We start from the raw sequence: 12,848 nt of genomic DNA, 5'->3' as shown, positions 1-12,848 counted from the left end.
GGGAACTCGTTAATTCGTCGAAGGTGGCGTCGAGGGTGGCGTGGTGCTCCAGGGCGGATAGATGCGTACGGGCAGTATCGGCACAAGAACCAGGAGCGCAACGGCAACGCAGGCCATCACGCGGTAGAGATCGGCGGAGGTCAGCACGAGTGCTTGCTCGTGAATGCGGTGAGCAAGCTGGCCAAGGCTATGCGCCGTGTCGACGCTACGGCCGACCGTCACCGCATTGTTGCCAAGCTGGTCGACGAGCATGTTCGAGTGAAAGCGTTCGCGGCCGGTGCCAAGACCTTCTAGCAGCGCAGTGGCCACTGCAGCGGAGAATGTCTTGAGCGAGTTGAACATGGCCGAGGCAAACGGCCCTTCTGTCGGTGGCAGGCCTGTGGTGACGCCCATCAGGATCGCCAGGATCACCATCGGCTGGGCGACGATCTGCAGCGATTGAAGCCAGAAGAAGTTGTCGCGGATCCATTCGGTGGTGACGAAGCTTCCCAGGAAACACGTGGCGATCATCAGGCACAGTCCCACCGTCATTACCCACCGCGAGTCGACCCGTCGAGTGTTCAGGATGGCGGCAGTCAGCGGCAGCGTGACCAGCAGCGGGAGTGCCACGAGCAGCGATAGCGGGGCGGTTTGCAGGGGGCGGTATGCGTGGAGCCGCGCAAGATGCTGGCCCGGGATGGCGGCCACGCCGACCAGCAGGATCACGGCCCCAGCCAGCGTCATAAGGCCATGGGCGAAGTTCCTGCGGCCAAGCAGCTGGAGCTTGAAGAACGGCAGTGGGTGAAACCACTCGTTGACAAGGAACACCGCAAGCAGCGCGGAGCCGCCACCAAACATCACCCTGATGAAATGCGAGGCCAGCCAGTCAAGGCGGTCGCCCTGCAGCAGGCCGATGACGAGCATGGCCACCGCGGGGAATCCGGTCAGGAAGCCTGTCCAGTTGAATGCGCCGAACCGCTCAAGTCGCGGCGGATCATCGGGAAGCCCCCAACGAACCGCGGCGCAGCTGATCACCCCAAGCGGCACGATCTGCCAGAAGACCATCCGCCATCCCACGTACTCGGTCCACAACGCGGCGAGCGGCGTACCGAGCGCGGGGCCGAACGTGGCGGTCATCGCATAGCCGGCCAGCCCGTACAGCTTGACCTTGGGTGGCAGGTAGCGCAGCGCCACGATAATCAGCATCGGCGGCAGGCAGCCACCAGTGACGCCCTGAAGCACCCGGAGGACATAGAGCGCATGCAGGTTTGGTGCGAACGGGCAGAGCATCCCCAGCACGATCGTGGCAAGTACCGCGCCGATCGTGAAGCGCTTCAGCGTGAAGGTGATGCCAAACCAGGGGGCGAAGACCATCGTGGCGACGTTGGCAGCCTCGAAGAGCGTGGTAATCCAGGTGCCGTCGTCGCGGCCGATCGAGAGCACGCCTTGCACATCGGTCAAGGCCAAGGCGGTGACCTGCTCGTTCAGGATCGCCAGCAACGACGCAAGCAGCACGCCGACCAGCCCCGTGGCCAGGCGGGCCGAGAACGCGACGGGGGCGAGGGGGGCGGCTGGAGCGGGCACCGGCTGCGCAAGGGATTGAGGCAGCGGGCCGGGTTGCCTGGCAACCGATGGCATGTCCTCTGCCGTGAGTGGGGACGCGGTATTCATGGGTGTCTCATTCCAACTCTATGAGCGTTGCTCATGCCGCGCCGCGTCTTCGAAGTACTGGGGTGCTTCGCGACGGTCGAACATGCCGTATTCGCGGACCACGCGAATGGTGCGCAGGCGCACGTCGGTCGGCAGCCTTGCCTGCTTTTCGAACGACTTGGCCGCTGCTTCGTCGCGCCACGTCGCCACGACGATGACTTCCTCGGGTGACAACAGCGCCTTGAAGGCATCCCATGCCACCAGTCCGGAAGCCTCGGTATCAAGGCCGAGGGACCTGGCCACCGCTTCCGCGCTTGCACCCTGGAGCCAGTCGGGAGAGCGGCTGGCATCGAGCAACATCACCGCCTTGCCGGCGCCCACTTCGGTGGGGTCCAGGCGCTGCTGAGGCAGCACCTGATCGGCGGACAGGAGTGAATCGGCGAGCGTTTCGCCGATACGCAGCCGATAGTCGGAGAAGACCCGGTCCCGCGCGGCCTGTTGGACCTTGTGATGCTTCGTCGTGGTACGCCACCGCACCAGCGCCTTCTCGTCGTGCCAGCTCGACAACGAGAGCAGCCATCCGTCACGCGTCAGACTGGCATAGCGGTTGTTGTCGATGAAACCGTCGATCTGCTCGAGTTCGGGTCTCAGCATCTTGGCCATGCCAAGATAGGTATCGAACTGCGCGGGGATGGGATTGACTTCAAGCATTGCAGCGAACACGGCCGACTCCTTCGATAGGTTGGCTGTACCATGCGACGTGCCAGTACAGCCCAGACTTTGGTGTGTTCAATGTACGAGATTGAAAGTATTTCTTGCGGTCGACGCGCGCTGGAATCGGGCCAAGTTGTGCGAGATTCTTGCCAGGCTGCAGCTATGACGCTGTTCACCCACCGTCGCGTGAACTAGTCTTTTTCGTCGGGCTTGAAAATGGCGAAGCAGGCCGTGGCGGTGCACATTGCGCACGTGGCCCGGATTCGCTTGTCTTTGGCCAGAAACTGAAGCGCTTGGGCCAGCGCGTAGTGGTGATCGTTGCCAGAATGGGTTGTCCCACCCTCTCAGTTCTTCCAGGCAACGTGACCCGAAATCCAGAAACTGCATTAAGCGCATTGACTGCGGCCTTGCCCCCAGCGCCCGCCACCGAGCCGATGTCGGGCGCCGACATCATCCTGCGCGTGCTGTCCGAGCAGGGCGTCGACACCGTCTTTGGCTACAGCGGCGGTGCGATTCTGCCCACGTATGACGCGGTGTTTCGCTTCAACGCCATGCACGAAGCGAACCCCGAGCACCAGATCAGACTGGTTGTGCCCGCCAACGAACAGGCGGCTGGATTCATGGCGGCGGGCTATGCGCGCGCCAGCGGCAAGGTGGGTGTGTTCATGGTTACGTCGGGACCGGGCGCGACAAATGCGGTGACGCCCATCGCCGATTGCAATGGTGATTCCGTGCCGGTGGTCCTGATCTGCGGCCAGGTGCCGCGTGCTGCGATCGGCAGCGATGCATTCCAGGAAGCCCCGGTCTTCAACATCATGTCGGCGTGCGCCAAGCAGGTGTTCCTCGTCACCGACCCCGCAAAACTCGAACACACGCTGCGTACGGCGTTCGAAGTGGCGCGAACCGGGCGTCCTGGGCCGGTTGTCGTCGATGTGCCGAAGGACGTGCAGAACTGGATCGGTCAATACCACGGCCACGGCACCCTGCAGTTCCGGGGCTACTCGGAACGTCTCCGGCGCGTGGCGCAAGGCGACCGGCTCGAAGGCAGGAAGCGCGCGAAGTTGTTCGAGTTGCTACGAAAAAGCCGTCGGCCGCTGCTGTACGTGGGTGGAGGGATCATCGCGGCGAGGGCAACCGAGGCACTGAGGCAGTTCAGCGAGCGCTATGAAATTCCAGTAGTCACCACGCTGATGGGGCTCGGTGCCATGCCTGCAAGACATCCGCTGTATCTTGGCATGCTTGGTATGCACGGTGCGGCGTATGCGAACTATGCGGTCGAGGACTGTGACTTCCTGATTGCCGTTGGCGCGCGGTTCGATGATCGTGTGGCCGGTGGGCGTCCGGACGCCTTTGCGCCGGGCGCGCGCCACGTCGCCCATATCGATATTGACGCCGCGGAGATCAACAAGGTCAAGCGCGCAGACTGGTGTCATGTTGGCGACGCCAGGCAAGCCCTGCTTTCGTTGATGGAGGAGGGACCCACCACGCATTCACATCACCCGTGGATCGAGCATGTGGCTGAACTGAAGCGCGCCTATCGCATGAACTACAACCGGACCAGCCGCGCGATTCAACCGCAGTTCGTGGTGGAGATGCTCGGCGAGATCACCGACGGGCGCGCCATCATCAGCACCGGCGTTGGCCAGCACCAGATGTGGGCGGCGCAGTACTTCCCGTTTGGCGAGCCACGCAGTTTCCTGACATCGGGCAGCATGGGAACCATGGGATTTGGGCTGCCGGCGGCGATTGGCGCGCAAATGGCACGGCCGGATGCACTGGTGATCGATATCGACGGCGACGGCAGTATCCGCATGAACCTGGGTGAGCTGGAGACGGCGACTACCTACGGCGTGCCCGTCAAGGTACTGCTGCTCAACAATCGCGGTGACGGCATGATCCGCCAGTGGCAACGGCTGTTCTACGATGGCCGACTTTGTGTGAGCGACAAGGCTCTGCATCGCAAGGACTTCATCATGGCCGCACGCGCCGATGGTTTCGAGTTCGCACGTCGTGTGGAGGACGTGGACGGACTCGAGACGGCATTGAAGGCCTTCATCGAGTTTGACGGCCCTGCGTTTCTTGAAGTGATGGTGGACGTGGATGCCGACGTGTTCCCGATGGTGGGACCGGGTCAAAGCTTCGCCAATATGATCACCGGCCCCTTCATCCCCTCACGGCCGGGGTCGCTTGCGGTCGGGGATGGCGCGCCGAGCCAGCCCGCCGCGGACATGTTCTAGCGGGTAGGTCATGGGCCCGCGGCGCCGGCCAGCGATGGCGCCGTGCGCGCCCTTAGCCGGGGCGTGGCGAAGTCGAGGAATGCCCTTAACTTCAGGGGCAGGGGAGCCTGCCCCTTGTGCACAAGACTGACTGGCAACGGCGTGGATTCGTAATCCTCGAGCACAATGGCAAGGCTGTCCTGGCGTACCGCGTCAGTTACCTGGTACGACAGTACGCGGATCAAGCCCATGCCCAGCATCGCCGCAGCGATGGCGGCCTCGGCCGTATTGACGGCAAGCCTGGATCGTACCGGTATCGATACCTCGGACTTGCCGGCGCCAAAGACCCATGCGCGCATCGACGCCAACACCTCGTAGGAAATGCACTGATGGTTCGCGAGGTCAGTCGGCGCGGCCGGGGCCCCGTGTGCTGCGAGATAGCCGGGACTACCGCACACCACCCGGCGCACGGTGCCGACCCGCGTGGCGATCAGCGTGCTATCGGGGAGTTCGCCGATGCGCACGGCCACGTCGGCATGCTCTTCCATCAGATGCACCACGCGATCGGTCAGCACGAGGTTGATATTGATCTCTGGGTACTGGGCCAGGAATCCCGCCACCACTGGTACCACGTGCAGGCGTCCGAAGTTTGCCGGCGCAGTCACTACGAGTTCGCCCTTCGGTGACACCTGTTCACCAATGGCGGTTCGCTCGGCTTCGCCGACTTCTTCGAGAATGCGCCGGCACGCTGCAACATAGGTGATGCCGGCTTCGGTCAGTGAAAGGGTGCGTGTGGTGCGATGCAGCAGCCGGGTCTTGAGGTGGGTTTCGAGATCCGCGACCTTGCGGCTGACCGTAGGCAGCGGTACGCCAAGACGACGCGCCGCAGCGGAGAGGCTGCCCGAATCGACCACTGCGACAAGTAGGGACATCGATTCGAACAGGTTCATCTAACTCTCTCGATAATTGAGAACGTGTGGCTCGATTCTGTGGGATCGTTTCGTCATGCGCAAGCGCGCGGCCACGCGAATGGGTGGATTTCAGGCCAAAGTGTTTGCAGCAGTGGCCAGGAAATAGTGGTTCCGATCTGCCATGCACGCGCTTCCCACGGACTGGCGCGAATGCCAAACAATCTGGCCAGCATCGGCTATGGATCAGTCTTCGGAAATGCGCATGGTTTCGTACTATTCATCGCAGGCCGGGCGGCGATGGCTGCCCGGTACGTCGAATTTCAGGCGGCCATGAGCGCCGCGTAGGACCATGTTGCACAAGAGACCTGATGACGCCGCGGACTGGGGAGACTGGGACAATTTCTGCCGGGTAGTGGAGGCCGGGAGCTTTACTGCTGCGAGCGATCTGACCGGCATTCCAAAGTCGTCGATAAGCCTGTCGCTGTCCCGGCTGGAAGCGCGGCTGGGCAACCGGCTGCTGGACCGCACAACACGCAGGATCCGCGTCACGGATCTGGGGCAGACGCTTTACGCGCGAGTCCAGCCATTGCTGAATGAACTGCGCGAAGCCGATAACGATGCGAGGTCGAGCCGGCAGCAGGTCTCTGGAACGCTGCGGCTGGCGGCGCCCTACGAGACCGGATGGCTGCACCTGGCGCCAGCGCTGGTGAAACTGCTCAAGGCGCATCCGGACCTGAAGGTCGAGATCGACGACACGCGGACGATTCCCGACCTGCTGGAGCAGCGCTATGACATTGCCTTCGTCAAGACCGATGCGCGGTTGCCGGACAGCTCGCTGATCAGCAAACGGCTGGTGGCCATGGAACGTGCATTCTTTGCGGCTCCGGATCTGATTGCCCGGCGTGGGCTGCCTCGGCAACTGGAGGATATAGCGTCGTGGCCCATGATCGTCGATGCCGACGACGACTATTGGGATCTGTTCGAGGATGAACAGCAAGTGGCACGGATCGCGGTGTCTGCGAGCATCCGGACACCAAATGTCGAGATCCGGGTACGCGCCGCGACCGACGGACTGGGGGTCGTGCGCTTGCTACCGGGCTATATCCATGACCAGATAAAGAGCGGGCAGCTAGTGCGCCTTTTTCCTCAGCATTTGTCGTCGCCGTTAAAGGTCTACGCGCTGACGCCTGCGCGCAAGCTTGTGCCGCCCAAGGTGCGGGCGCTACTTGGAGCATTCGAGTTGCCTGAGGCGGGTCTGTGAGGTTTGGCAACTAATTTTTCCGCAGAAGCGCATGCGGAATCGTTGTTTTGCTTATGCCGTGTGGGGCCATAGCATGGCCTGCTTTCCCACGGTAGCGACAACAATGAAGATCAATAGCGCTTTTCCGTTAGCACCTCGAGCCGATTCAACTACCCAATCCCCAACGCCTGCCAGGGCAACCTCCCGCATTCTGCGGCTGGGTCGATTGGGTCTGCTGGGGGCAGCAAGCGCGGCGGCGCTCGTCTCCCTGGTTGCATGCGGTTCGGACGGGACCGCGCCGGTCGCGTCAAATGGCACGGCGGCGACATCGCCGGGTACCACGCAGAAGCGGCCCAACATCCTGTACATCATGGCCGACGACCTCGGCTATTCAGATATCAAGGCGTTTGGCGGGGAGATCGATACGCCCAATCTCGATGCGCTGGTTGCGTCGGGTCGCATCCTGACCAATCACCACACGGGTACCGTCTGCGCGATCACGCGCTCGATGCTGATTTCGGGGACCGACCACCATCTCGTTGGTGAAGGCACGATGGGTGCGCCCAGCGACGAACGCAAAGGTCTGCCCGGCTACGAAGGCTATCTCAACGACAGTGCGTTGTCGGTGGCCCAGCTGTTGCAGGATGCCGGGTATCACACCTATATGGCTGGCAAGTGGCACCTTGGTTCCGGCATCGTGGGCGGCGTCACCACCAGCGGCAAGACGCCGGACCAGTGGGGCTTTGAACGCAGCTATGCGCTGCTGGGTGGTGCGGCGTCGAACCATTTCGCGCATGAGGCTGCCGGTTCGAAGAACTACACCGAGAACGGTCAGTACGTACAACCGGGACAGCCTGGACAGCCCGGCGGTACGGGAGGGTCTCCGGCGGTGTTCTATTCGACCAACTTCTATACGCAGAAGCTGATCGAATACATCGATGCCAACAAGGCCGATGGCAAGCCGTTCTTTGCCTATGCCGCATATACGTCGCCCCACTGGCCACTGCAGGTGCCAGAGCCCTGGCTGAGCAAGTACAAGGGTAAGTACGACGGTGGCTATGACACGATCCGCAACGCGCGCATCGCCCGCCAGAAGACGCTGGGCATTGTTCCCGCCGACTTCAATCCTTACGCGGGGGTTCCCGAGGCGCTGGTGGCACCAGCGGCAACGGCCAACAACGGCACGGCTGGGGCCAAGTACATCAATGCACTGAATGGACCTGCCCAGGGCTATACCGACTATGGCGCAGGATACGTCGACAAGGCGTGGGCGAGCCTGACTGCCGACGAACGCAAGGCGCAGGCGCGCTATATGGAGATCTATGCCGGCATGGTCGAGAACCTCGACTACAACATCGGCCTGCTGGTGCAGCATCTGAAGGATATCGGCGAGTACGACAACACGTTCATCATGTTCCAGTCCGATAACGGTGCTGAAGCGTGGCCGATCACCACTGCCGACCCGCTGGCCACCGACACCGCCAACGCAACGGAGCCCGTGTATTCGACGCTGGGCACTGACAACGGTCTGCAAGCGGCCCGGCGCCTGCAATATGGCTTGCGTTGGGCCGAGGTCAGCGCCACGCCGTTCCGCCAGACCAAGGGCTATATGGGCGAAGGCGGTATCTCGACGCCGCTTATCGTGAAGCTGCCGGGCCAGACTGCCCAGCAAACCACGCTGCGCGCGTTCACGCATGTGACCGACAACACTGCCACCTTCCTGGCGGTAGCGGGTGTGGCGCTGCCCGCGACCGCCGCGGCACCGGCAATCGACGCTTCGACTGGCGTGGATCTGAACCGCGGCAAGGTGGCTTATAACGGCCGCAATGTCTGGCCCATCACCGGACATTCATTGTTGCCGCTGTTGCGTGGCGAGGCGACGGGCGAAGTGCGCACCACCGCGTTCGGCGAGGAATCATATGGTCGCGCGCAGATCCGCAGTGCGGATGGCCGCTGGAAGGCGTTGTGGACCGAACCTGCGCAGTTTGGCCCTGCAGACGGACATTGGGAGTTGTTCGACCTGGCCACGGACCGAAGCGAGAACCATGACGTCTCGACCAGCAACGTATCCGTGCTCGACGATCTCATCACGCAATGGAAGGCGTACATGAGCAGCGTGGGTGGCGTGGAGCCGGCCCGGCCGAAGGGCTATTACTGAGTACGGTACGAATCATGGCAATTTCCGTGAAGGCCACCTGTGTAGCGGCCGCGGGCGCGATGGCGTTGTTGGCGCTGTCGACGGTGTTGATGGCGCGGGCCGTTCCGAGCCATGCCGATGTGCCGGCCGTGGGTGGCCTGGATCGTGCCAACGGATCGAGAACGCTGGCGGCGCTCGGCACCGAGGGGCAGTGTGAGCACTATGGTGGGCTGCCCCAAGGTTGGGGCAGCGATGCCAAGGCAGGTATGGTGCACCTGAGCGGCGGAGATTTCGTGCTGGGCAGCCGGCATGGATATGCCGACGAACGTCCGGCAGGCAATGGCCGCACGCGGGTTGCCGGATTCTGGATCGACCAGACCGAGGTGACGAATGCCCAGTTCGCGGCGTTCGTAAAGGCTACCGGTCATGTCACCGATGCAGAGCGCCAGCATGGCGCGGCGGTGTTCCATCCGCCTACACAAGCAGAACTGGGGGCGCGCCCTCTGGCCTGGTGGACGTGGGTCAATGGCGCGTCGTGGCGTCATCCGGAGGGGCCGGCCAGCGACCTGCGAGGGCGCGGCAACCATCCCGTTACGCTGGTCACACAGCGCGATGCGCTGGCGTATGCGCAGTGGCTTGGCCGCGACCTGCCGACCGAAGCCGAATGGGAGTACGCGGGCAAGGCCGGCCATGAAGACGCGACGCTCGACACCGCGCCGCGCAATGCCGCTGGCAAGCCGTCGGCGAACTACTGGCAAGGTGCGTTCCCGCTGATGAATACCAACGAGGATGGCCATATCGGGCGCTCGCCGGTGGGGTGCTATGCCGCCAGCGACTACAAGCTCTACGACATGATCGGCAACGCATGGGAGTGGACGCGCGACGTGTATGCCGGCGAGCATCAAGGGCACTCGAACGGCGACACCGCGGCCATTGCGCCTTCGAACCGGCCACATGGACCGCAGGGCAATACGCCAATGGTCATCAAGGGCGGCTCGTTCCTGTGCTCGTCGGACTACTGTGTGCGCTATCGTGCCTCTTCACGGGAGCAGCAAGAGGCAGACCTGCCGGCTTCGCATATCGGATTCCGTACCGTCCTGCGCGACAAGGCTTAGCCGCCTAAGAGATCACTAAAAGATACTTATACGGCATTTTATACCCCAATTTTCCGAATGTTATCGTTAACCCCGGTTTCGAAGCGCCTGGTCATTCCCTATGATGTCAGTCATCGTATGTGTGTCGGGTGTTTCTGTCGCGGGGCTTTCTAGCAGCTTCGCGGTTCCTGCAACGGCAGCAGTTCCCGGCACATCGATTCGCTTTTGTTTATGGAGAATCTGTTCGTGCCTAACGCCACCGCCACTGCTCATCTTCCTACCCCCGTCGTAACCGAGCTGACTGTCGTGCCCGTAGCGGGCCACGACAGCATGCTGATGAACCTGTCCGGTGCGCATGGCCCGTACTTCACGCGCAATATCGTGATCCTCAAGGACAGCGCCGGCAATACCGGCGTGGGTGAGGTTCCCGGCGGCGAGAGCATTCGCCAGACGCTCGAGGATGCACGCCCGCTGGTGGTGGGGCAGCCGATCGGCCAGTACCTGGCCATCCTGAACCAGGTGCGCGCCACGTTCGCCAATCGCGACGCCGGGGGCCGTGGCCTGCAGACGTTTGACCTGCGCATCACGATTCACGCGGTGACCGCGCTTGAGGCGGCCTTGCTCGACCTGCTCGGCAAGCACCTGCAGGTGCCGGTGGCCGCGCTGCTTGGTGAAGGCCAGCAACGCGATGCCGTGGAGATGCTGGGCTACCTGTTCTATGTGGGCGACCGCCAGAAGACCACGCTCGATTACCGTACCGAGCCGAACGCCGACAACGAATGGTTCCGCGTGCGCAACGAGGTGGCCATGGACGCCAAGGGCGTGGTGCGCCTGGCCGAGGCCGCGTACGAACGCTACGGCTTCAACGACTTCAAGCTCAAGGGCGGCGTGCTGCGTGGCGACGAGGAAATGGAAGCGATCATCGCGCTGCATGAGCGGTTCCCGAAGGCCCGCGTCACGCTGGACCCCAACGGCGGCTGGCTGCTGGCCGATGCGATCCGCATCTGCCGCGACAAGCACGGCATCCTGGCCTATGCGGAAGACCCGTGCGGAGCCGAGGACGGGTACTCGGGCCGCGAGATCATGGCCGAGTTCCGTACCGCGACCGGCCTGCCGACCGCCACCAACATGATCGCCACCGACTGGCGCCAGATGGGCCACGCGGTGCGTCTGCAGTCGGTGGATATCCCGCTGGCCGATCCGCACTTCTGGACCATGCAGGGTTCGGTGCGCGTGGCGCAGATGTGTTCGGAGTGGGGCCTGACCTGGGGTTCGCATTCGAACAACCACTTCGATATTTCGCTGGCGATGTTCACGCATGTAGCCGCCGCCGCGCCGGGCCGCGTGACGGCCATCGACACGCACTGGATCTGGCAGGACGGCGAACACCTGACGCGCAATCCGCTGAAGATCGAAGGTGGTCTGGTGCAGGTGCCGAAGACCCCGGGGCTGGGCGTGGAGCTCGACATGGATGCGCTGGCACGTGCCAACCGGCTGTATCAGGAGAAGGGCCTCGGCGCACGCGACGATGCGATCGCCATGCAGTTCCTGATTCCGAACTGGAAGTTCAACAACAAGATGCCTTGCATGGTGCGTTGACCCGCGGTCGGCAACCGATCACAAATCAACAAATCAACACAAGACGGATTTCGTTTTAGCTGGAGACAATAAATGAACAAGCCCAATCAGGTCAGCACTTGCGCGGTCGCACGTCCGGTGCCGCGCGTTTCATCCATCCTTCGCCGCGTGGTGGCAGTTGCCGCTGTCTTTGCAGCAGGCGTCACGGTGACCGGCGCCGCCGTCGCGGCAGGCACTGCGTGGCCGCAAAAGCCGGTGTCGGTGGTGGTACCGTTCCCAGCCGGCGGCTCGACTGACACGGTCGCGCGTTACCTGGCACAGCCGCTCAACGAGAAGCTGGGCCAGCCGTTCGTGATCGACAACAAGCCGGGCGCTACCGGCGCGATCGGCGCGACGTTCGTCAAGCGCGCCCCGGCTGATGGCTACACGATGCTGGTGGCATCGATCGGCGTGTTCGCGGTCAACCCGTTCCTGCAGAAGAACCTGCAATACGATCCGGCGAAGGACTTCGACCTGCTGACCGTTGCCGTGCGGGCGCCGAACGTGCTCGTCGCCAATCCGGGCTTCCCTGCCAACACGTTGCAGGAACTGGTGGCTTACATGAAGAAGAACCCGGGCAAGGTCACGTTTGCCAGCTCGGGTGCCGGCTCGTCCGATCACCTGACTGCTGCCCTGTACTGGCAGAAGAGCGGTACCGAAGGGCTGCATGTGCCGTACAAGGGTGGCGCTCCGGCAATCTCCGATCTGCTGGCTGGCCAGGTCAATGTGTCGTTCCAGAACGTCAACGCCGTGCTGCAACATATCCGTTCGGGCAAGCTCAAGGCGCTGGCCGTGACCTCCGACAAGCGTTCGTCGGTGCTGCCTAACGTGCCGACCATGGCCGAAGGCGGCGTGAAGGATGTGGAAGTCTATTCGTGGCAAGGCATCGCCGCGCCGAAGGGGCTGCCGGCCGACGTGAAGACACGCCTGCATGGCGCCATCGTCAGCTCGCTCAAGGATCAGGCCATGCAGAAGAAGCTGAATGAGCAAGGTTTCGAAGTGGTCGCGAACACGCCGGAGCAATTCGTTCAGTTCGAGAATCAGGAACTCAAGCGCTGGAAGGAAGTGATCGAGAAGGGTCACATCACCATCGAATAAGCCTGCCCGTAGCTTCGTATTCCCGTAATTCCTTATCTCAGTATTTCCCGGTGCCGAGCGGCACCGGGAGGCAAACCGATCATTCAGTTACCCAGTTGAAGACAGTCATGACTACACCGCAAGAACTCAAGCAGATCATCTCGGAAGGCCTGCTCTCGTTCCCCGTCACCGATTTCGACGCGCAAGGCAACT

General features: G+C 62.7%; 9 protein-coding genes. 6 read left to right on the top strand and 3 right to left on the bottom strand.

Annotated features, from left to right (window positions below; translation table 11 throughout):
• Nucleotides 1-9 precede the first annotated feature (9 nt).
• Both ACO550_RS38080 and ACO550_RS38075 read right to left on the bottom strand, forming a co-directional pair.
• Nucleotides 10-1,650: an MFS transporter gene (locus tag ACO550_RS38080; protein ID WP_315598230.1), complete on the bottom strand. Its 1,641-nt coding sequence runs from the start codon at nucleotides 1,648-1,650 to the stop codon at nucleotides 10-12.
• 18 nt (nucleotides 1,651-1,668) lie between these two features.
• A complete protein-coding gene (locus tag ACO550_RS38075) occupies nucleotides 1,669-2,352 on the bottom strand; it encodes an antibiotic biosynthesis monooxygenase (protein ID WP_315598229.1) in 684 nt (227 codons plus the stop codon).
• A 353-nt stretch (nucleotides 2,353-2,705) separates the two neighbouring features.
• Here ACO550_RS38075 and ilvB point away from each other — a divergent pair, with 353 nt between their 5' ends.
• Nucleotides 2,706-4,580 (top strand): biosynthetic-type acetolactate synthase large subunit, encoded by a 1,875-nt coding sequence (ilvB, locus tag ACO550_RS38070; protein WP_485995153.1) that lies wholly within the window; start codon nucleotides 2,706-2,708, stop codon nucleotides 4,578-4,580.
• 8 nt (nucleotides 4,581-4,588) lie between these two features.
• Here ilvB and ACO550_RS38065 read toward each other — a convergent pair whose 3' ends face one another.
• The gene (locus ACO550_RS38065; RefSeq protein ID WP_315598228.1) at nucleotides 4,589-5,509 is read right to left on the bottom strand and encodes a LysR substrate-binding domain-containing protein; all 921 of its coding nucleotides are present in this window, start codon (nucleotides 5,507-5,509) and stop codon (nucleotides 4,589-4,591) included.
• A 310-nt stretch (nucleotides 5,510-5,819) separates the two neighbouring features.
• On the opposite strand from ACO550_RS38065, the gene ACO550_RS38060 reads away from it, so the two are divergent.
• The 5 genes from ACO550_RS38060 to ACO550_RS38040 all read left to right on the top strand — a co-directional run bounded on the left by ACO550_RS38060 (nucleotide 5,820) and on the right by ACO550_RS38040 (nucleotide 12,656).
• On the top strand, nucleotides 5,820-6,731 hold the full coding sequence (locus ACO550_RS38060; RefSeq protein WP_315598227.1) for a LysR substrate-binding domain-containing protein: 912 nt from the start codon (nucleotides 5,820-5,822) through the stop codon (nucleotides 6,729-6,731).
• 103 nt (nucleotides 6,732-6,834) lie between these two features.
• Nucleotides 6,835-8,868 (top strand): arylsulfatase, encoded by a 2,034-nt coding sequence (locus ACO550_RS38055; protein ID WP_315598226.1) that lies wholly within the window; start codon nucleotides 6,835-6,837, stop codon nucleotides 8,866-8,868.
• Between the two features lie 89 nt (nucleotides 8,869-8,957).
• The gene (locus tag ACO550_RS38050; RefSeq protein ID WP_315598249.1) at nucleotides 8,958-9,962 is read left to right on the top strand and encodes an SUMF1/EgtB/PvdO family nonheme iron enzyme; all 1,005 of its coding nucleotides are present in this window, start codon (nucleotides 8,958-8,960) and stop codon (nucleotides 9,960-9,962) included.
• A 225-nt stretch (nucleotides 9,963-10,187) separates the two neighbouring features.
• Nucleotides 10,188-11,540, top strand: coding sequence for a glucarate dehydratase (gene gudD / locus ACO550_RS38045; RefSeq protein ID WP_485995152.1), 1,353 nt, complete (start codon nucleotides 10,188-10,190; stop codon nucleotides 11,538-11,540).
• A 72-nt stretch (nucleotides 11,541-11,612) separates the two neighbouring features.
• On the top strand, nucleotides 11,613-12,656 hold the full coding sequence (locus ACO550_RS38040; RefSeq protein WP_485995151.1) for a Bug family tripartite tricarboxylate transporter substrate binding protein: 1,044 nt from the start codon (nucleotides 11,613-11,615) through the stop codon (nucleotides 12,654-12,656).
• The last annotated feature ends 192 nt before the right edge of the window (nucleotides 12,657-12,848 follow it).

Source organism: Cupriavidus sp. (assembly GCF_057315035.1).
The sequence above is the reverse complement of the archived record's forward strand: the minus strand, read 5'-3'. Positions and strand labels throughout refer to the sequence as shown.